The 26669-nt window shown below is 35.6% G+C and carries 22 protein-coding genes; 9 read left to right on the top strand and 13 right to left on the bottom strand.

Annotated elements, in window-relative coordinates; translation table 11 throughout:
- Positions 1-30 precede the first annotated feature (30 nt).
- The gene (locus ES676_RS06165; RefSeq protein WP_148369410.1) at positions 31-1368 is read left to right on the top strand and encodes a TlpA family protein disulfide reductase; all 1338 of its coding nucleotides are present in this window, start codon (positions 31-33) and stop codon (positions 1366-1368) included.
- Between the two features lie 22 nt (positions 1369-1390).
- Here the strand turns inward: ES676_RS06165 and ES676_RS06160 are convergent, their stop codons facing one another.
- A complete protein-coding gene (locus tag ES676_RS06160; RefSeq protein WP_148369408.1) occupies positions 1391-1750 on the bottom strand; it encodes a YraN family protein in 360 nt (119 codons plus the stop codon).
- A 235-nt stretch (positions 1751-1985) separates the two neighbouring features.
- On the opposite strand from ES676_RS06160, the gene ES676_RS06155 reads away from it, so the two are divergent.
- Both ES676_RS06155 and ES676_RS06150 read left to right on the top strand, forming a co-directional pair.
- Positions 1986-2291, top strand: coding sequence for a hypothetical protein (locus tag ES676_RS06155; protein WP_148369406.1), 306 nt, complete (start codon positions 1986-1988; stop codon positions 2289-2291).
- Positions 2288-2641: a hypothetical protein gene (locus tag ES676_RS06150; protein ID WP_148369404.1), complete on the top strand. Its 354-nt coding sequence runs from the start codon at positions 2288-2290 to the stop codon at positions 2639-2641. The genes ES676_RS06155 and ES676_RS06150 overlap by 4 nt, the downstream gene beginning before the upstream one ends.
- 9 nt (positions 2642-2650) lie before the next feature.
- Here ES676_RS06150 and ES676_RS06145 read toward each other — a convergent pair whose 3' ends face one another.
- Positions 2651-3670 (bottom strand): S66 peptidase family protein, encoded by a 1020-nt coding sequence (locus ES676_RS06145; RefSeq protein ID WP_148369402.1) that lies wholly within the window; start codon positions 3668-3670, stop codon positions 2651-2653.
- Between the two features lie 75 nt (positions 3671-3745).
- Here ES676_RS06145 and metG point away from each other — a divergent pair, with 75 nt between their 5' ends.
- The 5 genes from metG (at position 3746) to ES676_RS06120 (ending at position 10068) form a co-directional block, all read left to right on the top strand.
- Positions 3746-5812, top strand: a complete 2067-nt coding sequence (gene metG / locus ES676_RS06140) for a methionine--tRNA ligase (RefSeq protein ID WP_148369400.1) — start codon at positions 3746-3748, stop codon at positions 5810-5812.
- Positions 5813-5829: 17 nt separating this feature from the next.
- On the top strand, positions 5830-6459 hold the full coding sequence (locus ES676_RS06135; protein ID WP_148369398.1) for a hypothetical protein: 630 nt from the start codon (positions 5830-5832) through the stop codon (positions 6457-6459).
- Positions 6460-6672: 213 nt separating this feature from the next.
- Positions 6673-7143 (top strand): lipocalin family protein, encoded by a 471-nt coding sequence (locus ES676_RS06130; RefSeq protein WP_148369396.1) that lies wholly within the window; start codon positions 6673-6675, stop codon positions 7141-7143.
- A gap of 8 nt (positions 7144-7151) precedes the next feature.
- Complete coding sequence (locus tag ES676_RS06125) at positions 7152-7859, top strand: OmpA family protein (protein WP_148369394.1); 708 nt, start codon at positions 7152-7154, stop codon at positions 7857-7859.
- An 85-nt stretch (positions 7860-7944) separates the two neighbouring features.
- Entirely contained in the window at positions 7945-10068 is a 2124-nt protein-coding gene (locus tag ES676_RS06120; RefSeq protein WP_148369392.1) for a Tex family protein, read from the top strand.
- Positions 10069-10077: 9 nt separating this feature from the next.
- Here the strand turns inward: ES676_RS06120 and ES676_RS06115 are convergent, their stop codons facing one another.
- The 3 genes from ES676_RS06115 to ES676_RS06105 all read right to left on the bottom strand — a co-directional run bounded on the left by ES676_RS06115 (position 10078) and on the right by ES676_RS06105 (position 14788).
- On the bottom strand, positions 10078-10455 hold the full coding sequence (locus tag ES676_RS06115; protein WP_148369390.1) for a hypothetical protein: 378 nt from the start codon (positions 10453-10455) through the stop codon (positions 10078-10080).
- 74 nt (positions 10456-10529) lie between these two features.
- A complete protein-coding gene (locus ES676_RS06110) occupies positions 10530-11936 on the bottom strand; it encodes a DUF5689 domain-containing protein (protein WP_148369388.1) in 1407 nt (468 codons plus the stop codon).
- 29 nt (positions 11937-11965) lie between these two features.
- On the bottom strand, positions 11966-14788 hold the full coding sequence (locus ES676_RS06105) for a TonB-dependent receptor (protein WP_148369386.1): 2823 nt from the start codon (positions 14786-14788) through the stop codon (positions 11966-11968).
- Between the two features lie 139 nt (positions 14789-14927).
- Between ES676_RS06105 and ES676_RS06100 the strand changes: the two genes are divergently transcribed.
- Positions 14928-15980: an endonuclease/exonuclease/phosphatase family protein gene (locus ES676_RS06100; RefSeq protein WP_148369384.1), complete on the top strand. Its 1053-nt coding sequence runs from the start codon at positions 14928-14930 to the stop codon at positions 15978-15980.
- A 75-nt stretch (positions 15981-16055) separates the two neighbouring features.
- On the opposite strand, the gene ES676_RS06095 is transcribed toward ES676_RS06100, so the two are convergent.
- The 8 genes from ES676_RS06095 to ES676_RS06060 all read right to left on the bottom strand — a co-directional run bounded on the left by ES676_RS06095 (position 16056) and on the right by ES676_RS06060 (position 26592).
- The gene (locus ES676_RS06095) at positions 16056-16490 is read right to left on the bottom strand and encodes a hypothetical protein (protein ID WP_148369382.1); all 435 of its coding nucleotides are present in this window, start codon (positions 16488-16490) and stop codon (positions 16056-16058) included.
- A gap of 108 nt (positions 16491-16598) precedes the next feature.
- Positions 16599-19073 (bottom strand): TonB-dependent receptor, encoded by a 2475-nt coding sequence (locus tag ES676_RS06090; protein WP_246130317.1) that lies wholly within the window; start codon positions 19071-19073, stop codon positions 16599-16601.
- Positions 19074-19305: 232 nt separating this feature from the next.
- Positions 19306-20949, bottom strand: a complete 1644-nt coding sequence (gene pgi, locus ES676_RS06085; protein WP_148369378.1) for a glucose-6-phosphate isomerase — start codon at positions 20947-20949, stop codon at positions 19306-19308.
- Positions 20950-20955: 6 nt separating this feature from the next.
- Complete coding sequence (locus tag ES676_RS06080; protein ID WP_148369376.1) at positions 20956-22287, bottom strand: peptidoglycan DD-metalloendopeptidase family protein; 1332 nt, start codon at positions 22285-22287, stop codon at positions 20956-20958.
- On the bottom strand, positions 22245-23168 hold the full coding sequence (locus ES676_RS06075) for a tryptophan 2,3-dioxygenase family protein (RefSeq protein WP_148369374.1): 924 nt from the start codon (positions 23166-23168) through the stop codon (positions 22245-22247). Before ES676_RS06075 ends, ES676_RS06080 begins: the two co-directional genes overlap by 43 nt.
- Positions 23168-23947, bottom strand: a complete 780-nt coding sequence (locus ES676_RS06070) for a DUF3108 domain-containing protein (RefSeq protein ID WP_148369372.1) — start codon at positions 23945-23947, stop codon at positions 23168-23170. The genes ES676_RS06075 and ES676_RS06070 overlap by 1 nt, the downstream gene beginning before the upstream one ends.
- Before the next feature lie 136 nt (positions 23948-24083).
- Positions 24084-25247, bottom strand: coding sequence for a 4-hydroxyphenylpyruvate dioxygenase (hppD, locus tag ES676_RS06065; protein ID WP_148369370.1), 1164 nt, complete (start codon positions 25245-25247; stop codon positions 24084-24086).
- Positions 25248-25434: 187 nt separating this feature from the next.
- The gene (locus tag ES676_RS06060) at positions 25435-26592 is read right to left on the bottom strand and encodes a homogentisate 1,2-dioxygenase (RefSeq protein ID WP_148369368.1); all 1158 of its coding nucleotides are present in this window, start codon (positions 26590-26592) and stop codon (positions 25435-25437) included.
- Positions 26593-26669: the final 77 nt, after the last annotated feature.

Below are 26669 nucleotides of genomic sequence, written 5' to 3'. Positions count from 1 at the left end.
TTTTGTTTTAACTGAATAAAACCTAATACAATGAAAAAAAACTTTCTATTTATACTCACTTTTCTACCTACTCTTTTGCTAGCTCAGCACACTATATCGGGCTCATTTTCGCCTGCAAAAGAGTATAAATTTGCTTTTTTATACCGCGTAACACCAAATGCCGCAACGTTTATAACCAATGCCGATGTTAGTAGCGATGGCACTTTTAAAATGGCTTTAGATAAAAGCATAGTGTCTGGAACATTTAGATTGGTGTACGCACAACCACAAGAGGATAATTATTTCGACTTTATTTATAACGGAAAAGAAGACATTGCTTTCGATTTTAATAAAAACGACGGTGTGAAGTTCACCACTTCTTCAGAGAATAAAATGTACGCCTCTTACAATAAAAGTATTGCTTTAATCAACCAAAGTATTCGCAACTATTATGGTTCTCAGAAAGTAGATAAAGACGGCTATAAAAGTATTTTCGCCATTTTAAGTAAAACACAGAATGAGTTTGAAAAGGCTTCAAAAGGAATGCTTGTTAATCATTTTATAAAAGCGTGTAGACCTTATATTCCTTCAGTACACGAAGATGTAACGACATTTTCGAACAACATAAAAAACTATTATTTTACAAATATCGATTTTAGCGATGACGCACTCCAAAACTCTAATTTTTTAATTAAAAATGCAACTAGCTATGTATACGGTTTTGTAGATCGCAATGTCCTTAATGCATCTTACAAAGAAAATATAGATGTAGCGGTGAAAGCGATAGGAAACAATCCTAAAGTTAAGAAAACGATTTTGGATATTATGTGGCGCAAGTTTGCGGAAACAGGCAATGAATCTATAGCAAATTATATCACAGACAACTATTTATTAGACCTTGCAAAAGCAGACCAAGACAGAAAAATAATGGATGCGATTGTGCCGTTTAAAAATATTTCTTTAGGTAAAGTCGCTCCAGACTTCGATATCACATTAAACATTAATGAAAGTACCAAATTGAGCGCCTTAGATAGCTCTGAGAACTATATTTTAGTATTTTGGAGTACAAATTGCTCACATTGTTTAGAGGAGGTACCGCAATTAGAAGATTACATAAAACCGATAGCTAAAGAAAAAATCCTGGTGATTGCCATAGCTTTAGAAAATGATAAAGCACGCTGGGACGAAATGATTACTGATTTTCCTGAATTTATACACGTATTTGGCGAGGGTAAATGGAATAACGAAATAGGCGACAATTATAATATTAGCGGCACACCATCTTATTTTATACTGAATAGCAACAAGGAAATTGTGGCTAAACCTTATGATATCACTTCGGTAAAGAATTATTTCGATTCGCGACAGGTTAAAACTTCTAAAGAATAGTAACGCTCTTTAAGAAATACCATTAGAAATGATAAAACGCATTTTCTAAATGTTCTAGTTTTACCGTTTTATTTTCTTTTATAATGGCTATAATATCAAAACGCACCTCAACGTCTAATTTATTATCGGTCACATATTCGTGTACCGCGCTCACTAAGCGTTGAATTTGCTTTGGTTTCACAAAGTCCTGTGGGTTTCCAAAATCGGCTGTAGATCGCGTTTTTACCTCCACAATAGCCAATATATCTTTTAATTGGGCGATAATATCGACTTCCGCTTTTTGAAAACGGTAATTACGTTCTAGAATAGCATATCCTTTTTTTTGAAGATACGCTACTGCCATTTTCTCACCTTCTTTTCCGAGTTCGTTGTGCTGAGCCATAAATTGTAATGTTAGGGATATACGCTCTATAAGATAATTAAACTTAAGCCTATAGTATTTAATTCTATATCAATACTATCACACTAAAAACATAGACATAGACATAGAAAATAGTGCTTTCCATTGTCACCCTATAAATGTATTCCTTTTAAATATAATACAATTTACACTAAACTAGAGTTAAGGAAAGTTCTATAAATAGTAATACCTTTACAGTTAACGTTAAAGAGTTGCTATGGTGAGTCGAAATATTAAGTGCCCTAATTGTGGTGTCTATAATACGAATAGGGATTATTGCTCGGAGTGTAACACTTTATTATCGTATAAAAAACGACGTGAACTGGCCTACAAAAAAGAACAAGAAGCACGATTAGATCGTCGGCGTCTTGAGAAAAAAAACAATCCTTCGTTTTTTGAAAAATATGCAGCACATCGTTTTTGGATGGTACGCGCTTTTGTAAAAGTGATTAAATCGATTTGTATGGCTGTAATGGCCGTTGGTATATTTATCGCTTGGCTAATTGCGGCTATTGCAGCATGAGTATTTTAAAACACCCTTTGTTTTTAGTTGTTTCCGCGCTTACTTTAGCTATTTATTTTGCTAAAATGGCCGCCGTACCATTACCTAATTGGGTGGCTTTCTATCTCAGTGATGTATTGTGTATGCCTATTGTATTGAGCGCCTGTTTGGCTACCGTTCGCATCGCGAAGCAAAACAACTTAATCTCTATTCCGTTGGGAGCAATTATGGCACTAACAATTTATTATGCTCTGTATTTTGAATGGCTTTTACCACACTACAATAGCCGTTATACCGCAGATATTATAGATGTTGGCTTGTATGTTATAGGATCTGGTCTGTTTTATACCTTTCAGAAACGCTTGTATTAAAACGGTAGATTATTCATTAAAACGGATTGTAGTTGCGTCTTTTGCCACCTTTAATTGAATTGTTCGCCCTAAAATTAAAGCGCGGTTATCGTTTTCGTGACCTGCCGGCATATTAAAAGCAACCGGAAAATTATAATCGGCTACTACGTCCAAAATAAGTTGCTGAATAGGTTTTCCCCACGGCGTAGTGTTTTTTCTCACTTTGCTCATATCACCCACTATAATACCTTTACAATTTTCAAAATATCCCGCACGTTTTAAGCTTTGCAGCATACGATCGATATGATACGCATACTCTCCAATCTCTTCAATAAAAAGTATTTTACCAGTCATATCTAAACTTGTATTTGAGCCTAGCATAGTATGTAAAATAGTTAAATTCCCTCCCACAAGTTGCCCCGAAGTCTCACCTATTTTATTATACTTTGAGCCTGTTAAATCATATTGTAACGATTTACCAAAAAGTGTGGATTTAAAGGTGGAGATAGATGCTTTAATGGCACTGGATGCGTCACCCAAACTCACTGCCATTAACGCGTGTAAACTCTCTACTCCTATCGTATTAATTTGGTTGTGTAAGGCGGTAATATCACTGTAACCAATCACCCATTTTGGGTGTTTTAAAAATGTAGAATAATCCAATTTATCTAAAATACGCACGGTACCATATCCTCCGCGAGCAGCCCAAATGGCCTTAATATTAGAATTATCTAATGCCTTTTGGAAATCTTCACAACGCTCGTTGTCTGTACCAGCAAAATGATGGGCTTGACTAAATACGTGTTTCCCAATCATAACTTTTAATCCCCAACTTTCTAAAAGCTCTTTTGCGGTAGCAACCTCTTGTTTTCTATTTTGTAAAATTCCTGAAGGGGCCACAATAGCCACAGAGTCTCCAACTTTTAAATAGGGTGGCTGTATCAATTTTTGAGTGGTTATAGGGGTTGTAATATCTTGAGCTGAAACGGTCGTTTTTCCGATGAAGAAAAAGAGACAGCAGAGACTAAAAATGAATGTAAATTTTGACATACCGTAAATGTACATTTTTTTTCCAAATCCCTATCAAAATGCGTACTTTTACACCTTTAAAATAAAGATTTCAAAATGTCAAAAAGATATACTATTACTGCAGCTTTACCTTATACCAATGGCCCTATTCATATAGGACATCTTGCCGGTGTTTATGTGCCTGCAGATATTTATGCACGTTTTAAACGGTTAACGGGTAACGACGTCGCTTTTATTTGTGGAAGCGATGAGCACGGTGTACCCATAACTATAAAAGCTAAAAAAGAAGGGGTTTCACCACAAGATATTGTAGATAAATACCACGTAAATATTAAAAAATCTTTTGAAGAGTTTGGTATTTCTTTTGATAATTATTCGCGTACCTCGGCCAAAATACACCACGATACAGCCTCCGAATTTTTCACCACATTATATGATAAAAATGAATTTGTTGAAGAAACGACAGCGCAATTATACGATGCAGACGCCAATCAGTTTTTGGCAGACCGTTTTGTAACAGGAACGTGTCCTAAATGTGGCAACGAAGAAGCTTACGGCGATCAATGTGAAAGTTGTGGAACCAGCTTAAACGCTACCGATCTTATTAACCCGAAATCGGCTATAACAGGAAATGTTCCTTCATTAAAAGAAACGAAACACTGGTTTTTACCATTAAATAAACACGAAGCCTTTTTAAAAGAGTGGATTATTGAAGGCCATAAAAAAGACTGGAAACCTAATGTTTACGGACAAGTAAAATCATGGATCGACGACGGTTTACGTCCGCGTGCCGTAACCAGGGATTTAGATTGGGGAATCCCTGTACCGTTAAAAGGTGCAGAAGGCAAAGTGCTTTATGTTTGGTTTGATGCTCCTATAGGCTACATCTCTGCAACCAAAGAATGGGCAGAGCGTGTAGGAAAAGATTGGACACCGTACTGGAAAGACGAGAACACGAAATTAGTACACTTTATAGGTAAAGATAATATAGTGTTTCACTGTATTATTTTCCCGGCCATGCTTAAAGCGGAAGGCAGTTATATTTTACCAGACAACGTACCAGCAAACGAGTTTTTAAATTTAGAAGGCAAAAAATTATCGACCTCAAAAAATTGGGCGGTTTGGTTACCAGAGTATTTAAAAGATTTCCCTGATAAGCAAGATGTATTGCGTTATGCATTAACAGCCAATGCTCCGGAAACTAAGGATAATGACTTTACTTGGAAAGATTTCCAAGCGAGAAATAATAACGAGCTTGTCGCTATTTTTGGTAACTTTATAAACCGAGTGGTGGTATTAACGAACAAATATTATGACGGAATAATTCCTGCTCCAAATGATTTTACTACAATAGACGAGGAAACATTAGCTGCTATAAAAGCCTATCCGTCGGTTATTTCTAGCTCTATCGAGCGTTATCGTTTTAGAGAAGCGAGTCAAGAATTAATGAATTTAGCACGATTAGGTAATAAATATCTAGCCGATGAAGAGCCTTGGAAACTGATTAAAACAGAGGAAGAGCGCGTAAAAACAATAATGTTTGTAGCCTTGCAAATTGCTTCTGCTCTAGCAACTTTAAGCGAGCCTTTTTTACCATTTACATCTACAAAACTTAAAACGATATTGAATATTGGTTCTAGCGATTCTGTCATTAATAATTCTTGGGACGATATTTCGGTTAAAAACGACTTAATTGCTGCTGGACATCACATTGGTAAAGCTGAATTGCTATTCAGTAAAGTTGAAGACAGCGAAATAGAAGTACAATTAGAAAAATTAGAAGCCAGTAAAAGAGCAAATAAAGCAGCCAATAAAGTTATCGAGCCACAAAAAGAGACTGCTTCTTTTGACGATTTTACAAAATTAGACCTTAGAGTCGGCACCATTGTAGAGGCTAAAAAAATGCCGAAAGCTAAAAAACTTTTAGTTTTAAAAGTAGACACAGGAATAGATATAAGAACAATTGTTTCTGGTATTGCAGAAAGTTTTAAACCGGAAGAAATTATTGGTAAACAAGTAACCGTTTTAGTCAACTTAGAACCACGAGCACTTCGCGGCGTTAACAGTGAAGGAATGATTTTAATGACGGAAACAGCTGAAGGTAAATTGGTGTTTGTAAACCCCGATGATGCAAAAGCAACAAACGGGTTGCAGATTAGTTAAGGTTTGTAACGTGTTTAATGCGTCATTTAGAAACTAATACAGGAATTATGCTACGTAAGAAAAAAACAGCTTTATTAATTTTAACTTCCATACTACTTTTAAGTTGTGGGACCCAAAAGAAGTCTTATCCTGATTATGTGCATGGTTTGAGTCTAAATAAAAATAAAAAAAAGGTTTCAAAAGACAGTTTATTTATTGTCACACCTAGTATAGAAATATACCATTATGTGAACCGTAAAAGTTCCGCCAAATACGATAAAAGAGAAATAATTAAAAAATTTATATTAGAAACTTTAAAATCTGAACTAAATAAAACTGATTACTACGATTTGTCTCTTATGTCCAAGGATTATCGCTCTGTTAATAATGTTCTCGAGGGAATAATTTCTGAAAAATACAAAAATCCAGATTGGATTGTTAGCGCTCCAAATGATATTCTTATTGATGAAAAAAAGTATACAGTTTTAATTAGAACGATTGGAGTCTATGGGGATTCAAATAAAGTTATTATGTATTTCTCCATCATTAATAACGAAAGTAAAACCATAGAATCAGTAGATAGATACGAGTATGATGAAAGCCCCTTAGAGACGCAAAAAACTAAAAATAGAATCAAGAAGGCATTTTCAAAAATAACAAATACGTAGAATAATTTCTAAAACTGTACCACAACTCCCTGCTTAAATGGCTATTCTATAAGACACCCTAAAGACTTCATAATCACTATGAAGTCTTTTTTTTATGTACTTTAAATTTTAGTTTTTTATAATACATTTATGACGTTATTAACTTTTATTTATGAAGTAAAAAACATCCACGTTATGTTAATTTTCGTACATTTAGATAAACCATTACATCTTATGAAAAAACTATCATTTTTATTATTAGCCGTCTTTTTGGTGGGCTGTGGCTCCTCAAAAGTGGTGCGTGAATCCAAGAAAGAAATTAAAGGAAACTGGGTTTTAAACTCAGTAAATTATGACAACGCAGGAACTTACGAAGTCACGTTATTAAACGATGCTTCAAAAGAATGTTTCGAGCAAAGTACGTGGTCTTTTGTACCAAATAACAATACGGGTATTTACAGTATAGCCAATACCAATTGTGCCACCGGAGACCGATATTTCAATTTTACGATTCAAGAGGTCGATGCCAATTCTGGCCTATATCACTTCCTATTAAAACCAACCGATGCTAAAGGTAAAAGCGCAAACAATGCAGGTTTTAGATTCCGATTGTCTCAACTATCAGAAAGCGTAATGCAATGGCAACAAACAGTCTCTGTAGATGGTAGTCCTTTTATAATTAATATGAACTTTACAAAACTTTAAAAAACATTATGAAATCTATACTTAATAAATCAATTGTAGCCGTATTCGCTTTGTCACTTCTATTTAGCGTTTCAAGTTGTACGGCTGTCAAAAACGCAAATAACAAACAAAAAGGTGGTGCTATTGGCGCTGCTGGTGGTGCTGTTTTAGGTGCTATTTTAGGAAATAACATTGGAAAAGGCGGTAATGGCGAATTAGGTGCTGTTATTGGTGGTGTTGTTGGTGGTGGTGCCGGTGTCCTTATTGGTAGCAAAATGGACAAGCAAGCGCAGCAAATTGAAAACGAAATTCCTGGGGCCCAAGTAGAACGTGTAGACGATGGTATCGTAATTACCTTCGATGAAAACAGTGGTGTGTATTTTTCTACTGAAAAATACAATATTAACGCAGCCTCTCAAAACTCTTTAGACAAGTTATCTGGTGTATTTAAGGAATATCCAGACACCAATATTTTAGTTGTTGGGCATACAGATAGTGCGGGTGCGGAGGCGTATAATATGACGTTGTCTAAAAATAGAGCGTATGCGGTAACCAACTATTTAACTGGAAAAGGCTTAAGCAGCAGCCGTTTTACAACCAATTGGTTTGGAGAAAACAAGCCAACCAACGACAACGCTACGGCAGAAGGAAGAGCTAAGAACCGCCGTGTAAACGTTGCTATTTTACCCAACGAAAAAATGATTCAAGATGCGAAGAATGAATCTGGTCAAAACTAGAATTCCTTCAACTTTTCCTCGGATAATAACGCCGAGATAGATATATTACAAGCCTTATACAACTAAAACGTATAAGGCTTTTTTTATGCTTATTAAATACATCATTTCACAAACACAACTGCCAGAAAGCAGTATTAAAAACACAATACAATTACTCAACGATGCGTGTACTATTCCGTTTATTTCAAGATACAGAAAGGAGCGTACAGGTAATTTAGATGAAGTACAAATTGGTGATATTGTACATTATAAGGAACAATTTGAAGCTTTAGAAAAACGTAAAGCAACCATTCTAAAAACTCTTGACACCCAAAACGATTTAACACAAGCTTTAAAAGACCAAATTGAAACCGCCGATAATTTAGTCCTCCTTGAAGATTTATTCTTACCATTTAAAAAGAAAAGAAAAACAAAAGCCGATACGGCACGTAACAACGGCTTAGAACCTTTAGCAAAAATTATAATGAGCCAAAACGCTCCTAATCTGGAGGAAATCGCCCACAACTACGTAAAAGGCCCCGTTAATTCCACAGAAGCCGCTTTTGAAGGTGCGCGCCATATTATTGCAGAGTGGATAAATGAACGCACAGATATCAGAAACATTATTCGTAAACAATTGGAGCGTTTCGCAATGCTTGCAACAGCCGTAATCAAAACGAAAAAGGACGACGAGAAAGCGCAAAAATTTAGAGATTATTTCCATTGGGAAGAAGCGCTAAGCCGAATTCCTTCGCATCGTTTATTAGCTATTTTAAGAGCTGAAAAAGAAGGTTTTATCCGAGTTAAAATTGAAATAGACAATATACGTGCTTTAGAAAAAATAGAATCGCAAATAATTCGTTCGCAAAAGGAATGTGCCCAACAGCTTGAAATAGCAATTAAAGACGCCTATAAACGTTTATTATTTCCATCGCTTTCTAACGAAGCCTTGCAAGTAGCAAAAGATAATGCAGATACCTCAGCAATTGCTGTATTTGCAAAAAACTTAAAACAATTATTATTAGGTTCACCTTTAGGAGAAAAGCGTGTTTTGGCAATAGACCCAGGCTTTAGATCGGGCTGCAAAGTGGTTTGCATAAGCGCACAAGGACAGTTAGAACACAACGAAAACATCTATCCCCACGCTCCGCAAAATGATAGCACTGGTGCGATGAAGAAGATAAAATCATTAGCCGATGTTTATAAAATTGAAGCTATAGCTATTGGAAATGGAACTGCTTCGCGCGAAACCGAGACATTAATTAGAAATATTCAATTTAAAAACAATCTTAAAGTTTTTGTGGTTAGCGAAGCTGGTGCGAGTATTTACTCGGCTTCTAAAATAGCACGAGAAGAATTTCCTGACTATGATGTTACGGTTCGGGGTTCGGTATCTATTGGTCGCCGATTGCAAGATCCTTTGGCCGAATTGGTTAAAATTGATGCGCAATCTATTGGAGTGGGACAATATCAGCATGATGTAGACCAAACAAAGCTTCAGAAATCGTTGGATATAGTGGTGGAAAATTGTGTGAATGCCGTCGGCGTAAACATTAATACGGCCAGTAAAAGCTTACTAAGCTATGTGTCTGGTATCGGCCCCAAATTAGCCGAAAATATTGTTAGTTATCGTCACGAAATCGGAGCTTTCTCATCGCGAAAAGACATTAAAAAAGTAGCACGATTAGGAAATAAAGCCTTCGAGCAAGGCGCCCCTTTTTTAAGGATTAAAGATGCTAAAAATCCTTTAGACGATTCTGCTGTACATCCAGAAAGTTACGCCATCGTTAAAGAAATGGCTAAGGATTTAAAAGTGACTATAAAAGAGCTTATTGGCAATTCGGCAGTCTTAAAACAACTCAACTTAAAAAAGTACCAGACCGCGACTATAGGACTTTTAACTTTGGAAGACATCGTAAAGGAATTAGAGAAACCCGGTTTAGATATTAGAGCACAAGCCAAGGTTTTTACATTCAATCAAGATATAAAAACGATTACCGATTTGCACGTAGGCCAATTACTTCCGGGCATCGTTAATAATATTACCAATTTTGGGTGTTTTGTAGATGTCGGTATTAAAGAAAGTGGCTTAATTCACGTTTCAAATTTAAGCCAAAGTTTTGTAAAAGATGTCAATGCACACGTAAGTTTACACCAACAAATAATAGTTAAAGTACTAGAAATTGATATTCCGCGAAAGCGTATTCAACTTAAACTACAGACAACGTAAATCGTTGAATTATACCGCTTGGAGTAGCAATAAACCAAATCCTAAACAAATAAAAGGAAGCAGCAATAACAAAACAATATTATGTTCTGCTGTTTTCTTTCTGTTGAATTTAGCATTCATTACTTTTCTTTTCTTACCGCCATATTTTATCCAGTTTTTAAAATGAATTCCAATCGCGATTAAAACAAAAAGTGTCCATCCCTTATCGCTCGACATTACGTCTGAATTCAATTGACTTAAGAATGCGGCGAAAAAGCAGCCTAAAACAAACATTATCGCTATTTCTAATGCAGAAATATAGACTAGCGCTATAGTATTTGCTTTTTGTTTAAACTGGCCTTTAAAATGGCTAAATACGGAAAAGAAAAACTGTTCGAGAACTGTCATATATATATCAAAAATAAAAAAGCACTAGAATGTACTAGCAGGTTTTAAAAGTATATAAATTATTTTATAAAATGTTAGTTTGCGAACACTTTAAAATCATCTATTTGATAAGAGCCGTCTAAATCTAGTTCTGTTCCAGAACCCGTAACTTTAAAAGCAATAAAAAAACCGCCACTATAATTAGAAATATCTATTAAACCAGAATCTACAAACTCATACCAATTATTTGCAGTGGTAGGAACAGTAACGTTTAGCGGATTCCAAGTGGCTCCTAAAACATCTATCCCATCGAAATCTGTAGACAAATAGACCTCTAAAGTATTATCGTTAGACTCCAAATGGTGGTGTGCTGATCTGAATTTAAAAAACATATTATTTTGAGAGCCTGTAGTAATATTGGGCGCTATTAACCACGCAATGTTTTCAACATCCTGAGAGTTAAAACTTCCAAATTCCGCTAATCCATTACCTTCAAAAAACACTTCTTTCCAGACACGAGAACCGACTTCCGAGAAGTTAGTCCAACCCGGTAAATCTAAATCTGTTCCATCTACAGACGCTTCAAAATCCTCGTAAAACACAATATTGGAGTCTGTTAAGTCTGGTGGTGAACAGCGTGCATTTGTAAAGTTAACATCGTCTGTGGAATTTAAAGCCAAAACTAACTGGCTCCCATTATACGTTTTTACAACAACGGCTGTAATTGTACCATTCCCTACTGGAAGTGGTTCTTGTTTAAAAGACGCAAAAGAGCTCGTTTCTAATTGAAAGCTACCATATCCATCTGCTTCACAAGATATCATTTCCCTTTGGGTGTCATAAGTTTCATTGGTCTCAAGATAAGACTCCCCTGCTAGATCGTTAACAAACTCTACATTGTCCACGCTTACCAACATTCCGATATTCGAAGATCCTATTGTTGAAAATGTTTTGGGCAACGGAATTATATCTTTCGTTATCGTCGATCTTAAAATATTTGATTTTATTTGATTGTCTATTAATTGCGCCACGGTCGTCCCGAATGCACCATATTCAATATCTCCACCAATAGTGTATACGCCATTTCCTACTCTTTCTTCGCCAACATATAAACCTTTAAGCTTTATGTAAACCGCTCTTCCCTTATTAAATTGGTTGTAACTATCTGTTTGGTTTAAAACAACTTTTAACGTTTTGGTTGGGGCTGAAGGGGCGTCCTGCATATAAAATTCTTTGTAAAAATTCCCTGTTACGTCCGATGATGAAACATATCCTTTCACGTAAATGTTAGAGGTTACCAATTGAGCGGTCCCAGACGTGTATAATCCTTGTACAAAAGCCATATCTACTTCTGTACCTGTTTCTAACAACGCAACTAACGCCGCGTTCTCTTCATCGGCTAAGCTAGAGGGTATTGTAAAATCGTCGTCTTCAACACATGACGACAAAGCTAAAAACGCTACTAAACTCATTATTAAATTTAACAATTTATTTGTTTTCATAATATACTATTTAATATTTCTTGTTTTTTCTAGAACCTGATGGACACATTTACAAAATAATTTGTACCACGCCCATACCAGTATTTAGATCCGAAAATTCTTTTAGGGTTATTAACATCGTCTCTTAAAGCTCTGTAATCTGCTGTTCTTCCTTGCTCGAAACCGCCCGTTTTATATTTCTTATCTAATAGGTTTCCTACACTTGCAAAGAAGCCAATGTATTTATCTCCTATTTTCCAAGATTTACCCCCAACTAAGTTTACAACCATATAGTCGTCAAACTTTTCTTGTTTTAATAAGTCTTTAGCGCTGTTTTCGTTGTAATCGTTATACGGTATACCATCGGTATCTAGAAAAAATGCTTCAGACCTAGCTAAGGGACTCACATCTACGTAGGTATTTGTAAAAAAGTTTGTTGTTGCACCAAACCACCAATACTCTGGATCCCTGTATTCAAAACCTATTGAATAAGCACGTTGTGGCCCCCCTGCTACTTTGTAATCTTTCATCTTGGAAGTTCTTAAGGTTGTTCCAGATAAATTGGTTTGATTTCCAGCAGCGTCATTGACCATAAAATCATCTGAAGTAGACGTAATATACAACGATGGGTTATTGGCGTAAGTATATTGCCCTACCGAAGCGGCTCCTTTTAACTTAATAGTAGGAGTTACTTGTGCTTCAATACCTAATTCGAAACCCAAATGTAATTTATTGGCACCGACTAATACTTCTTGTATAAATCCTGTTGAACTGCCTTGTGTAAAGAAGAAAGACACCTCGTTGGCCGCTTCAATTTTTGTATAAAACCCGGTTAATTTAGCTTTTAAGATTGAGGAACGGAAAATATAACTAACATCTAAAGTGCTAATTTTCTCCTCTGTAATACTTACATCCTTACTTTTCTTACCATTTATAACACCCACGTAATCGTGACTCTCTCTAGAGTTAGTGTACGTGTTTCTGAGATTTGGTGCTTGTGTTATGTATCCCGCATTTACATCGAACAAATGCTTTCCAGATAATTTATAAGTAAAACCGGCTTTACCACCAAAACCTATAAATTCAATCTGGTCTCCTTTCCCAAAAGAGTTATTTATTTTAACACCATTCTCATCGGATGTTTGGTTTCCGTTTCTATATAAGCCCTCCCTTTGATAATCGGTTTTAGTAATACTACCTGCTACATAAAAATCAATTGTATTGTATTTAAATTGTGCTTGAGCATATCCTGCTAATTCCTTGACATACAAATTATAATTATATCTAAATTTATCACCTTCAAACGCAACGGCATTTGGATTATTTTCATCAAAAGGGTTATTGCTAAAGGCATCTACATTAAGCACTCCATTAGCACTTCCTAATAAATCAATAACTTCCGCAAAATTTTCAGAATTCAGTTTTTTATAGTTAACCGCTGCATTAAAAATAATATTCTCATTGATTTGGGAGGTTAAAATAGAGTTGAATGTCCACTGCTTGTCGTCTGTTCTATCTTCGTATAAAGAATACGCCGCATAATTACCGCTAATATTATTAGTTATGTTGGCATCGAAAATACGGTTCCAGTCAATTTGACCATTATTCAAAAAATTCTGTTCAGCAATATAAGCACCAGCATAATCGGCCCCATCGGTGTCGCCTAAAGCGTAACTTGGTAAATCCTGGTAGTATGCTGGGCTTGGATTAGCACCTCCTGGATAGTCTAAACGACTGTTCCCTATTCTACCAAATTGATAACCTATGTTGGTATTTAATTTTGTTTTGCTAGTTAGATCCCAAAAATGATTTAGCATTACAATAGGCTCTTTAACTTCCTTAACACGAGAGTTTTTCTTGCTTCCATTTAAATCACCCCAATATTCATTGTATTTAATATCTTTTAAATCGTAAACTTCTTGAGTATTCGCAGAAGATTTACCCCGTCTATTGGGCGTGTAAATGGAGGTGAAATTAATACTGTGTTTCTCATTAATTTTCTTTTCTACGGCGCCAAAAAACGAATTAGAATCGTAAAGAGTTGCCTCTTGATACCCTTCGTCTCCCCAACGCCTGCCTGCCATGAGTGTATAAGCCCAACCATTCTCAAGTAAACCAGAAGCGTAACTCGCCAATAAACGATTTGTATAACTACGATTAGAAGAGGAATACGTAATACGCCCACCTGCTCTATATGAAGACGCTCTCGTAATAATATTGGTAACCCCTAAAACGCCACCAAAATTATAGGTCGATGGCTTTAAGCCAGAAGTAAATTCTTGATTTCTAACGACGTCATTTAATCCGCCCCAGTTACTCCATTGCGGGCGACCAGTATCGAATTTATTCATTTCAATTCCGTTTATTAAAACAGTACCATTATCTGAATCTAAACCTCTTACTCTAAAAAACGAGGGGCTGAACTCGAATGCTGCACTACGCTGGAAAACATCTTTTGAAGAAGACAATAATCCTGAAATATTAACAGAACCTCCTGTGTCGTCATTTAATTCATCATCAGATAAAGTAATGGTGAATAAATCATTTTGGTTTCCTCTGTCCACCTCAAGCGACATATCTTGAATGTTTAGCGTCCTGCCTTCATTTATAACAATAGGGTATCTTTTTGGAAGGAATCCAGTTTTCGAAATTTTAAGGATTTGTTCACCCAACGGAACACCTACCTTAAAAATGAACTCACCAAAACCATTCGTTTGTTCTTTTAGCAACGTTCCTTCAATTGTAATTATTACTTCTGGAATAGGCTGGCCTGTTACCGCATCCTTAACACTCCCTTTAACATTTGTCTCTTGCGCTAGCACTGAAACACATGAAATTAATCCATATAAAATGATAAATATACTTTTACTCATACTAAAAATAATAGGTAATATTAGCCTTAACCTTCAAAATCAGATATTTAAGGTAATTAAATTTACATTATTTATAATAAATATCTACCTTTAATAATGTTTTTATCACATACAACAACTTTAACATACTATTAAATTCATGAACACTATTAAATTGCTGTTTACCGCGTTTTTAATCATAGCCTTTGTAGGTGTTAACGCCCAGGAGGAAAAGAAGTATAAAATTCACACTGTGGCCTTTTATAATCTTGAAAATCTATTCGACGCGGTAGATGACACGTCAAAAAATGATGAAGCGAGTCCCATAATGGAAATTAAATCCGATCGAGAAGGCATTTACAAAAAGAAAGTGCGCAATATGGCGAAAGTGATTTCTGATATCGGATTAAGTGATACCGGTAATTCACCGGCCGTAATAGGCATTTGTGAAGTGGAAAACAGAACCGTTATAGAGGACCTGGCAAATGCCCCTGAATTACTTAATAAAGATTATGGTATTGTACATTTCGATTCTCCAGATAGGCGTGGAATTGATGTCGCTTTAATGTATCAGAAAGACTTATTTCAACTAATATCTAAAAGTGCGCACACCTTAAAAATTTTCGATAACGCTTCTAGAAAACGTATTTATACTAGAGATCAACTTCTTGTTACTGGCAAGCTGGACGGAGAAACAATGCACTTTATTGTTAACCACTGGCCATCGCGTCGTGGTGGAGAAGAGCGCAGTAGAGCGAAACGCGTAGCTGCAGCAAAACTAAGCAAACATATTATAGATTCTTTACAAGTTATAGACCCGTACGCTAAAATTATTATAATGGGAGATTTAAACGACAACCCTAACAATGCCAGTGTAAAAGATGTTTTAAAAGCCGAAAGAAAAAAGAAACAGGTCGCACTTAAAGGCATTTACAACCCTATGATAACGCTTTTTAAAAAAGGCCAAGGCTCTAATGCTTATAGAGATAGCTGGAGTTTATTTGACCAAATGATGTTAACAAAGCCCTTTATTGAAGAGGGTTACCAATCGTTTAAGTTTTATAAAGCAGGTATTTTTAATAAAAATTACTTGATAAACACGACTGGGCGCTATAAAGGATACCCTTTTAGAAGTTTTGGAAATGGTAGTTTTACAGAAGGTTATAGTGATCACTTTCCAGTGTATGTTTATTTAATAAAGGAAGTGGAATAAACCCACTTATTACAACTAAAAAAAAGGAGCTTAAGTATTTAATCAAGCTCCTTTTTGTTGTAATATAATTAACTGTTAAATCCAGTTACTCCAAGGAATTCTAGATAGAATTAGAAGCATACCAATAGTGTAAAATATAGCTAATGGTTTAAACTTCCCTGTAGAGCTTAGTTTCTTTTTATGTTTAGAGTATCCAATAGTAATAAAGACAACTGCTAGAATAGCAACAAACGGGTGCTCTACTGCTAATAAACGCATGTAAGACGTTAAGCCTCCCATTCCATTAGTTATTATACTATTTAAGCCTAAAGGCGAGGTGAAATATAACACTAAGCCAATTAAAAGCTGAATGTGTGTAACAATTAAAGTAAACAAAGCGATTCTAAAATCATTGTTTCCATATTCTTTCTTTCCAAAAAACTTAACAAGCGCATTAAAGGCTCCTATAACCACCATAAATACTACTAAATAGGCCCAATACGAATGAAGATCTTTTACTACTGTATACATATTCTTATATATTTTTTAATTAAAACAAATGTAATAATTATAAAGCATAAAAAAACCGCTTCAATACGATGAAGCGGTTTAAATTGCATATAATTTTAATTTTTCTAATTAGAAGTTAAAACGGATACTAGTATTCCAAGTTCTTCCGTAACCAAAACGTCCATTATTATCTTTATTGATTCCTTTATAGTTTTCAGTTGGATCTGCTGACGCTGCATCAGTTCCAAATACAGACTCTAAATACACTTCATCAAACACGTTGTTGATGTTTACTCTAAATTGAATTGAATTTGTCTTGTCTTTTCCCACTAAAGCTTTAAAAGATAAACCAGCATCTACCGTATCGTAAGATGGTAAAGATACAGGAGGTGCTTCTTTACTAAAGTTCCCTTCCGAATGCTGATCGTTATACCAGTTCCATGAGGTATCAAAACTAAATCTTGGTAAGATTTCGTAATCTGCAGAAACCCCTCCAGTTACCTTAGCCGCACCACCGACGTTTAAATCGTCGATATCAATTTTTTCTTCTTCACCAATTTGAACACCATCAGCATCAAAAGTTCTTCTTGTCACTTCTCCTTTATATTTCCAATCTCCTAAAGATAAATACCCTTTTACTTTTAAGTTTTGCATTGGGCGCGTGAATACTTCTAACTCAACACCACTGTGCACTTGTTTTTGCCCTAAATTTTGAAAGGCTCTATACTCGGCAGATTCTTGGTTTTTACCATTTGTACTTGGATCTGTTCTATTAGCCCAAATCGTGTGATAAATGTTAAAGTTAGCAGAAAACAATTCTCCTCCAAATTGATACCCTGCTTCTAAACCTGTAATTTTTTCATTGTCTACCGCTGGATTAATTAAATCAACGCTGTTTCTATTATTGTCTAGTAAGTTGTCATGGAAAGGCTGACGAGAATAGTAACCCGCATTAACAAATACTTTATTAGAGTCGTTAATAGCGTAAGCTGCACCAGCCTTTAAGTTATACCCAATATTAGACACTTTTTCAGATTCTCTAGAATCATCGTAGTTAAACTCGTTCGTAACTAAATGATCTTGATTTGATAAGGCTCCTTGAAAGAACGCTGAAATATCATCTTGAGAATACTCTAACTGACCGAATAAACCATAATACGTGATTACTTCTTCATAGTTATATCCTAAACGATCACCAACAGTAGTATTCGTATTGAATACCATTCCCCATGGACTAATACCGTACTCTTCAGAAATCGTATAATCTCCTAAAAATGTACTGCTTTCGTTTATAGAGTTTTGACCTAAAAATTCTGTTACGCCTCTAAAGTGAATACCGTTATACGTTCTTACATCCGCTCCAGCATTAAGCGTTAACGTTTCGCTTAACTCTGTAGTATAATTTGAAACTAACCCAAACCAGTTATGATTATTGTTCGAGCTACGTGCGTAAAAATCACCATTATCATCTTTAGTTAATGAAGCAAAAGCACCTCGACCTAAAGAACCATAAAGCACTGTAGATAATGAAGAATTATCATCAATTGTCCAATCCCAGGATAGATTTGCTACCGGTTTATGGTAGATATTTCTTCCACTTGGGTATTTACCTTCGATAAGATTTGGACTCGCAATACCTGTTTCGTTCCAATCGTTATAGCGTCTTCCGTTTTCTAAAAATGTTCCTATAGAACCTCTACCTGCCGCAGCGTGCCATTGTGGAGCACCTGTTAACAATACGTTCAACGTATGGTCGTCGTTAGGTTGGTAACCTACAGAGAAAAAGTAAGTTTGGCCCTGGCCTCCTGTATAATCTACATAACCATCACCTTGCCAGTGACCTAATAAACTTGCAAAAGACCATCCTTTTTCGTTTACACCGGTAGAATAGTAGGCTGTTGTTTTTGTATAATCGTCGTTTCCAACCATTTGCTGCACAAAACCACCTTCTCTTCTATCTATTGACTTCGTTACGATATTTACCGTACCACCTACAGAAGAAATTGCTAATTTAGAAGATCCTAAACCACGTTGTACTTGTACTGCGTTTGCTACATCTAATACACCAGACCAGTTAGACCAGTACATTTTACCGTCTTCCATACCATTAATTGGCTGTCCGTTTAATAAAAATGCTGTATTGGTTTGGTCAAAACCACGTAAATACATTGATCCTTCACCAAATCCACCACCTTTAATGTTCTGTACAGAAGGCGTAGATTTTAAAATCTCTGGTAAATCCCAGTTCCCGGCTTTCTCCTGAATTTCTGCTGCTTTAATAGTAGATACAGCCACTGGCGTATTTCTATCTTCTGCTAAATCGATAATACCAGAACCTGTAATTACAACCTCTTCTAAAGTGTTGTCAGACAATAATTTAATTGTACCCAGAGAAGTATTTCCTTTAAAAGATAACGACTTCTTCTCGTAACCTACATAAGAGATAACGATTTTACCCGCTTCCGAAGAAGTTTTTAGGCTAAAATTACCGTCAAAATCTGTAGAAACACCATTGGTTGTACCTACTTCAATAACGTTTACTGCCGGTAAAGGCTCGTTCGATTCTGGATCCAGCACAGTACCTGTTACTATGCTCTGAGCCATTGTGTTAGCAGACAACATTAGCGTTACTGCAAAAAACAAAAATTTGATTGAGTTCTTCATCTTGTTAAATTAACTATTGATATTTTTAATATTTTGTGCAAAAATACAGATAATCTTAAATATTTACCATTAACTTAAGGTTAACATTTAATTATTATTGCTAAAGTAACATAACAACTTACATTTCAAATGATTACTAAGTAAAAATATCAACAAAGTTTTTAACAATACCCTATTTTAAAGACTTGTAATGGGCTAAAAGGTTACGTGTAGAAGCGTCGTGAACGCTAGTTTTCTCCTCATTAATCTCAGATAAGATAGTATTAGCTAATTGTTTACCGAGCTCTACACCGTATTGATCGTAGCTATAAATATTCCAAATAATGCCTTGAACAAATATTTTATGCTCATACATTGCTAGCAACTCTCCTAAACTTTCTGGTGTTAGTTTATTAATAAAGATTGAATTTGTAGGCTTATTGCCTTCAAACACTTTAAATGGTAATATGCGATCTATCGTGTCTTGCGTTACCTTCTTAGAGATCAAGTCATTAATAACATCTTCTCTCTTTTTTCCGTGCAATAAAGCTTCCGTTTGGGCAACATAATTAGAGATTAATTTGTCATGATGCGATTGGTTACCGAATAAACTTTCAGCAAAACCAATAAAATCAACAGGTATTAACTTTGTACCTTGATGTATTAATTGAAAGAAAGCATGTTGCGAATTCGTGCCTGGTTCTCCCCATACAATGGTTCCCGTCTGGTAGTCTACCGGCAACCCATTTCTATCGACACTTTTACCATTACTTTCCATTATACCTTGCTGCAAATAACTGGTTAGTTTATTAAGGTATTGAGAATAGGCGATAACCGCTTCGGTTTCCGACTTAAAAAAATTATTATACCAAACACTTAACAAGGCCAGAACAACAGGAATATTTGTTTTAAAATCTTCAGTTTTAAAATGGGTGTCCATTTTATTAGCGCCTTTTAATAGACTTTCAAAATTTGAAAATCCTAAAGACAAGCTAATGGTTAAGCCTACAGCACTCCATAATGAAAAACGACCACCAACCCAGTTCCAAATCGCAAAAATATTGTCTTCGTGGATGCCAAAAGTTGTTACTTTTTTTATATTTGAAGACACCGCTACAAAGTGTTTTTCTATATCTTTTTGCGTGCCTGCTTTTAAAAACCACTCCTTTACGGTATTAGCATTTGCTAACGTCTCTTGCGTTGTAAAGGTTTTAGAAACAATTATAAATAGCGTTGTTTCTGGGTTTAATTGCGCTAAGGTTTCACTAATATGATCACCATCTATATTACTTATAAAATGAGTTTTAAGATGATTCTTATAAAAACGAAGAGAATCTACCACCATCGCGGGTCCCAGATCACTCCCGCCAACACCAATATTTACAATATCTGTAAACGCTTTTCCGGAGAATCCCTTTTGGTTTCCGCTAACGATGCAATGCGTAAAATTTTTAATTTTTTCCTTAACCTCATTAATCTCAGGAATTACATTTTTGCCTTTTACACACACCGTATCGGTAGCATTTGCTCTTAAAGCGGTATGTAAAACAGCTCTCTTTTCTGTATGATTTATAGGCTCCCCAGAAAAGTAAGAAGAAATTGCTTCTTTTAACTTTAACTCATCAGCTAAATTTAAAAGGAGTTGCATCGTTTCTTCTGTTATTCTGTTTTTAGAATAATCGACATAAAAATCTTCCCACTTAATGGTAAATCTCTGTGCACGATCTAAATCTTTTGAAAATAAGGCACTCATTTCAACCTCTTTAATAGCATTAAAGTGCTGCTCTAGAGCTTTCCAAGATTTAGTTTGCGTAGGGTTTATTGAAGATATATTCATTGTTTCTTAGTCTATATCGGCAACGTTATCGCTATTTAAAGTTTCGGTTAGTGCATTTTCAATCACTTCCGATTCTTCAAAAAGTTGGTATTCGACAGCATCCAATTGTTGCTTTATAGGTTTTATAAACTCTAAATATTTGATTTTTAATTTATCTGAAATAGGCTCAGCGTCTGGTAAATCTTGTTTAAAGGGGTCCACTTGCTTTCCGTTTTTCCAGAAACGGTAGCACACGTGTGGCCCTGAGGTATTTCCGGTCATACCAACCCAACCAATAACATCACCTTGCCCCACGAAGTCTCCCACTTTAGACTTTCGTTTACTCATATGAAGGTATTGCGTAGAGTAGGTCGCATTGTGTTTAATTTTTACATAATTACCGTTACCGCCCCGTTTCTCTGATGCGATTACCGTACCATTTGCCGTTGCCATAATGGGTGTTCCGGTGCCGGCGGCGAAATCGGTGCCTTTGTGAGGGCGTACTCTGTTACCATATAAAGCAATGCGTCTGTTTAAATTATACCGCGACGAAATACGTTGAAATTTAACCGGTGATTTTAAAAAGGCGCGACGCAAATTTTTAGCTTCATCGTTAAAATAATCTTTAATACCTTTAAGGCTATCGGTTTCAAATTGGAAAGCATAAAGCGGACGTTTGTTATGCTCAAAATACGCAGCTTTTATAGTTTGAATACCCGCATAAATTGAATCGTCAATATATCTTTCGGTATAAATAACTTTAAACTTGTCGTTTTTTTGAAGTCTAGTAAAATCGATGGTCCAAGCGTAAACATCGGCCATTTTATAGGCCAAAGCGATACTTTTTCCTTGCTGACTTAAGGCTTCTGAAATATTTGAAGTAATAATTCCAGAAATTTCTCTTTCTACATATTTTATAGGTTTCGAACTGGTATAAGCGTGAATTGAATCTTGAAAATTTATAACGACATAATCTGTTTTATTTGGCTGGTAAATAAAACATTTTGGTTGTTGTAAAGAGTCGTTAGAACATAGAATGGTGTACGGTTTTCCCACCTGAAGTTTCCTAATATCGAAGGTGTCTCTAGCGCGTTCTGCAATTTTAAAAATCGTAGAATACCCTAACTGGTTACGTTCTAGTATTTCACCAAAACTGTCTCCTTTTTTTACCGTATCTCTTTTAACGACGTAGTCATTAAGATTAAAGCCAAATTCAAAAAGGTCTTCTGGCTCTTCAATTAATACGGTCTCTAAAGTGTCTATCTGTTGCTCTTCTTTCTTACAACTATATAACGTTATAAAAAGTATAACTATAATTATACATCTTTGCCCCAATCTGCTTGCTCTTGTTCGCTCCATAAGTCTGGAAAAAATATTCTTTTTTGATATTTTGGGTGCATATACTTTACCCATTCACTTCCTCCTGTTGCCTCTACTGCTTTTCCACCAATTTTTAAATAGTGGTTTGCTGTATTGTAATGCGCCATAACCCACGTAATATTGACCGTGTAATCTAAGTGACGCATTGCTTTTATTAGGTCTTCATTTTCTCTAACCGCTTTAGGCAACCCTTTAAAAGTGCTCCATAAATTATGCGTGTTATAGAATTTGACAAATCTAATAAATTCATCTTTGTATTTCTCTTCGAAAACTGTTAATGTATAGGTTTTTTTTCCAGTTTTATAATCTTTTCCTGCTGCTTGCCAATACAAGTGCTCGAAAGCGTGCTCGAAAGGGGTGTTGCGGTCTATAGTAGCTCTAAACCTTTTGTCTATTAAGTTAATTAGCTCGGTAGAAGCAAATTCTATCTTTCTGTATTGCGCACTTTGAAAACCACTTGCTGGTGTTAAAGTATGTCGGAATTTATTGTATTGTGCGACATCCATTCCTTCACGCATAACGTTAAATGAAGAGGTTAACATATCGAAATAACGACTAACACGCATTAATTTATCTTCGAAAAACGCCGCGTCAATATTTTCTTTCTTTGCGACTTGCTCAATTTCCCAAAGGATCATTTTAAATAACAATTCGTTGACTTGGTGATACATTAAAAACACCATCTCGTCTGGTAACGTTGTGCGTTGATTTTGAAGACTTAGTAAAGCATCGGTTTGAATATACTCCCAATAATTTATAGGTTTCGAGTGCAACAAGCCATCCAAATGAACGTCTACATCTTGATTTATAGCTTCGTATTTATCTCTAAGTTGGTCGGTTATATCTTTTTTGGTATTCATTAGTTGTTTACTATAATTTTGAATGGATGCTTAAGGCCTTTAAAAGCGTCTAAATCTGCTCTTAACGAACCTACAGCCAAATCTGCTTTGATGCGTAAAGGTACTTTATTTTTGTCTTTTGAAACCCATAGAGTTAAACTTTCTTCTTCTTTAAAAACACGACCTGCCATAACATACGGTCTAAATTTTAATGACGCGACAGTACCAAAATCGGTATCTATACTTTCTTCGCCTAAATACTTCAATTTAAAACCATAGTTTTCTTCATCAAAGAACATATCTAGTGTAACCTCATCGCCAATTCTAAGTGTAGAAATATCTAGTTTATTACGCAAATAATAAAAAGTAGACACCATATCTTGAATATTGGGTTTGGTGGTTATTGACTTTTTTGTATTATGCTTTTTGTTATGGACTAGAGCTTCGTTTTTTGTTTGATTAAAATTGATTTCTAGATTTTTTTTATGTCCACCCTCGTTGATATCTCTAACAAATTTATAGGGCAACATTGTATGTCTATCAAAATAACTTTCGTACCTATCTTTTACTTTAAAAAACCATTTTATCATTCCAGTAGTCCATCCTTTTCCTACAACGTGATAGACTTCGTTTCCGTTAAGCGAGGTTTCGTTTACCGCTAAGGTAGCATTTCCAGCTTTGAGAAAGCCGCTATAACTCATTTTGAATCTAAACCACTCTCCTTCTCCAAAAGCGCTTTCTTGAGAAGTGGCTACATGAACTATAAAGAAGGCAACGATTAGTACTACTATTTTTTTCATATTGTGAGGTATTTTATTATAACGGCTTTAAAGCTATTGTAATATAGAATACAATTACTATTCCAAAAATATAAAACAAAAAAATGCCACCGACATAAGCGGTAGCATTTTTCAATTTATTTGTAATAAAATTTTGTTAAAGTGTTCCTCTTAATGCTTGTTCTCTTTCTATAGATTCGAACAACGCTTTAAAATTTCCTGCTCCAAAACCTTTGGCTCCCATTCTCTGAATCACCTCAAAAAACAATGTTGGTCTATCTTCTAATGGTTTTGTAAAGATTTGAAGTAAGTAACCTTCTTCGTCAGCATCAATCATAATCCCTAATTTCTTAAGCGCTTCGATATCTTCTCTAAGCTCATGACTGTACTCCTCTAATCGTCCTGGAACGGCATTATAATATTCTTCTGGTGGTGTAGACAGAAATTCTATTCCACGAGATTTTAGTTTGGCAACTGTTGTTATAATATCGTCTGTTGCTACAGCAATGTGCTGTACACCAGACCCTTCATAAAAGTCTAAATACTCCTCAATTTGAGAGCGTTTTTTACCTTCGGCAGGCTCGTTAATTGGAAATTTTATACGTCCGTTACCATTACTCATCACCTTACTCATTAATGCTGAATATTCGGTGTGTATTTGCTTGTCATCGAACGATAAAAAGTTCACAAAACCCATAACATCTTCATACCATTTTACCCACGTATTCATTTCATTCCATCCTACGTTTCCTACCATATGGTCTATAAATTTTAAACCGGTTGGCTCAGGATTGTAATCTGATTTCCACTCTACGAATCCTGGCATAAATGTACCGCTGTAGTTTTTGCGCTCTACAAACATATGTACGGTTTCGCCATACGTGTAAATACCAGCTTTTACCACTTCTCCAAACTCATCTTTTTCTGCGATTGGCTCCAAATACGATTTCGCACCACGTTTTGTAGTTTCTTCGTACGCTTTTCTAGCATCGTCCACCCACAAAGCAATAACTTTTACACCATCACCATGTTTTACAATATGGTCGTTTATTGGCGATTTACTGTTTAATGGCGTTGTTAATACTAAACGGATTTTATCTTGCTTTAACACGTAGCTCACAGAATCTCTAGACCCTGTTTCTAACCCTTTGTAGGCGTAAGATTGAAAACCGAATGCTGTTTTATAAAAGTGTGCGGCTTGTTTAGCATTACCCACATAAAACTCTATGTAATCGGTACCTAATAGTGGCAAAAAATCTTGTGCGCCTTCAAATATTTTTTCTAATCCGTACTCTACTGATTGTATGTCTTTTTTACTCATAATATATATTTTTATAATAGTGCATTAATTGGAAAGCCCCGTTTAAAATGGCGTTTGACTTCTAATTAAATAATTCACTTAAAATTGTGTTATTGTTTTGTTTTTAGCCCTGATTGATGCGGTATCCTTTTTTAATTTTTCTTTAAAAAAGATGTAGCGGAAAGCAGGAAATAGCTCCTTCTTTAAATTACTCTAACCACGATTTAAAGTACTCTTCGTCTGCAATTTTAAGTGCTTCTTCGGTTACTTTTAAGGGTTTAAAGGTGTCTACCATAACGGCGAGTTCATCGGTTTTTACTTTCCCAATACTGCGCTCGGTTGCTCCGGGGTGTGGACCGTGAGGAATTCCGGCAGGGTGTAATGAGATGTGTCCGGCTGCGATATCATTTCGGCTCATAAAATCACCATCGACATAATACAAGACCTCATCGCTGTCTATATTACTGTGGTTGTACGGCGCAGGAATACTGTCGGGGTGGTAATCGTACAGTCGTGGCACGAAACTGCAGACCACGAAGGCATCGGTTTCGAAAGTTTGATGCACTGGTGGCGGTTGGTGAATACGCCCTGTTATGGGTTCGAAATCGTGAATTGAAAAGGCGTACGGATAGTTATACCCGTCGTAGCCCACAACATCGAAAGGATGCGTTGCGTAAACCATTTCGAAGATATCGTCTTGCTTTTTAACTTTTATAATAAAGTCTCCTGTTTCGTTGTGTGTTTCTAACTCTTGCGGCTGACGCAGATCGCGCTCGCAAAACGGAGAATGTTCTAATAATTGTCCGAAATAATTACGGTACCGTTTTGGTGTGTAGATAGGGCGTCGAGATTCGACAATAAACAAGCGGTTATCTTCAGTATCGAAGTCTATTTTATAGATAACACCTCTTGGCACTAATAAATAGTCGCCGTATTTAAAGTCCAAATTACCTAAATGCGTGCGTAATTTACCGGTACCCTTGTGAATAAAAATAAGCTCGTCTGCGTCTGAGTTTTTATAAAAATAGTCGGTTTGCAACTGTTTAGGAGCCGCTAAAATAATACTACAATCGCTGTTGGTTAATACCGTTTTACGACTTTCTAAATAATCGTTTTCTGGTGTTACTTGAAACCCTCTTAAACGATAGGATTGTATATGGTTTTCTTTCGCTATTTTAGGTGCAACACTATATTGCTTTCTAATTTCTTTAACTTGGGTTGGTCTGTGTTCGTGATACGAATTTGTAGACATCCCATCGAAACCAATAGTACCAAATAGTTGTTCGGCATACAAGCTGCCATCAGGTTTTCTAAATTGCGTGTGGCGCTTTGGTGGAATCTTTCCTAATTTATGGTAAAAAGGCATAATAATTTTTTTAATAATTAAACAATAATTTGATTGTTAATTATATAGCATCATTCTGGGTTCCTCTTTATAAGGAA

Origin of the sequence: Bizionia saleffrena (assembly GCF_008086175.1) — a bacterium.
In the GTDB taxonomy this organism is placed as follows: Bacteria; Bacteroidota; Bacteroidia; order Flavobacteriales; family Flavobacteriaceae; genus Bizionia; species Bizionia saleffrena.
This window is presented reverse-complemented; position numbering and strand designations above follow the sequence as displayed.

What these genes read in the sequence shown, in the direction of transcription:
- ES676_RS06155 (WP_148369406.1), top strand. Translation starts at nt 1,986, where the DNA reads ATGGTGAGTCGAAATATTAAGTGCCCTAATTGTGGTGTCTATAATACG.
- ES676_RS06100 (WP_148369384.1), top strand. Translation starts at nt 14,928, where the DNA reads ATGAACACTATTAAATTGCTGTTTACCGCGTTTTTAATCATAGCCTTT.
- ES676_RS06125 (WP_148369394.1), top strand. Translation starts at nt 7,152, where the DNA reads ATGAAATCTATACTTAATAAATCAATTGTAGCCGTATTCGCTTTGTCA.
- pgi (WP_148369378.1), bottom strand. Translation starts at nt 20,949, where the DNA reads ATGAATATATCTTCAATAAACCCTACGCAAACTAAATCTTGGAAAGCT.
- ES676_RS06165 (WP_148369410.1), top strand. Translation starts at nt 31, where the DNA reads ATGAAAAAAAACTTTCTATTTATACTCACTTTTCTACCTACTCTTTTG.
- ES676_RS06130 (WP_148369396.1), top strand. Translation starts at nt 6,673, where the DNA reads ATGAAAAAACTATCATTTTTATTATTAGCCGTCTTTTTGGTGGGCTGT.
- ES676_RS06095 (WP_148369382.1), bottom strand. Translation starts at nt 16,490, where the DNA reads ATGTATACAGTAGTAAAAGATCTTCATTCGTATTGGGCCTATTTAGTA.
- ES676_RS06120 (WP_148369392.1), top strand. Translation starts at nt 7,945, where the DNA reads ATGCTTATTAAATACATCATTTCACAAACACAACTGCCAGAAAGCAGT.
- ES676_RS06070 (WP_148369372.1), bottom strand. Translation starts at nt 23,947, where the DNA reads ATGAAAAAAATAGTAGTACTAATCGTTGCCTTCTTTATAGTTCATGTA.
- ES676_RS06160 (WP_148369408.1), bottom strand. Translation starts at nt 1,750, where the DNA reads ATGGCTCAGCACAACGAACTCGGAAAAGAAGGTGAGAAAATGGCAGTA.
- ES676_RS06110 (WP_148369388.1), bottom strand. Translation starts at nt 11,936, where the DNA reads ATGAAAACAAATAAATTGTTAAATTTAATAATGAGTTTAGTAGCGTTT.
- ES676_RS06060 (WP_148369368.1), bottom strand. Translation starts at nt 26,592, where the DNA reads ATGCCTTTTTACCATAAATTAGGAAAGATTCCACCAAAGCGCCACACG.
- ES676_RS06135 (WP_148369398.1), top strand. Translation starts at nt 5,830, where the DNA reads ATGCGTCATTTAGAAACTAATACAGGAATTATGCTACGTAAGAAAAAA.
- hppD (WP_148369370.1), bottom strand. Translation starts at nt 25,247, where the DNA reads ATGAGTAAAAAAGACATACAATCAGTAGAGTACGGATTAGAAAAAATA.
- ES676_RS06105 (WP_148369386.1), bottom strand. Translation starts at nt 14,788, where the DNA reads ATGAGTAAAAGTATATTTATCATTTTATATGGATTAATTTCATGTGTT.
- metG (WP_148369400.1), top strand. Translation starts at nt 3,746, where the DNA reads ATGTCAAAAAGATATACTATTACTGCAGCTTTACCTTATACCAATGGC.
- ES676_RS06090 (WP_246130317.1), bottom strand. Translation starts at nt 19,073, where the DNA reads ATGGCTCAGAGCATAGTAACAGGTACTGTGCTGGATCCAGAATCGAAC.
- ES676_RS06075 (WP_148369374.1), bottom strand. Translation starts at nt 23,168, where the DNA reads ATGAATACCAAAAAAGATATAACCGACCAACTTAGAGATAAATACGAA.
- ES676_RS06080 (WP_148369376.1), bottom strand. Translation starts at nt 22,287, where the DNA reads ATGGAGCGAACAAGAGCAAGCAGATTGGGGCAAAGATGTATAATTATA.
- ES676_RS06150 (WP_148369404.1), top strand. Translation starts at nt 2,288, where the DNA reads ATGAGTATTTTAAAACACCCTTTGTTTTTAGTTGTTTCCGCGCTTACT.
- ES676_RS06115 (WP_148369390.1), bottom strand. Translation starts at nt 10,455, where the DNA reads ATGACAGTTCTCGAACAGTTTTTCTTTTCCGTATTTAGCCATTTTAAA.
- ES676_RS06145 (WP_148369402.1), bottom strand. Translation starts at nt 3,670, where the DNA reads ATGTCAAAATTTACATTCATTTTTAGTCTCTGCTGTCTCTTTTTCTTC.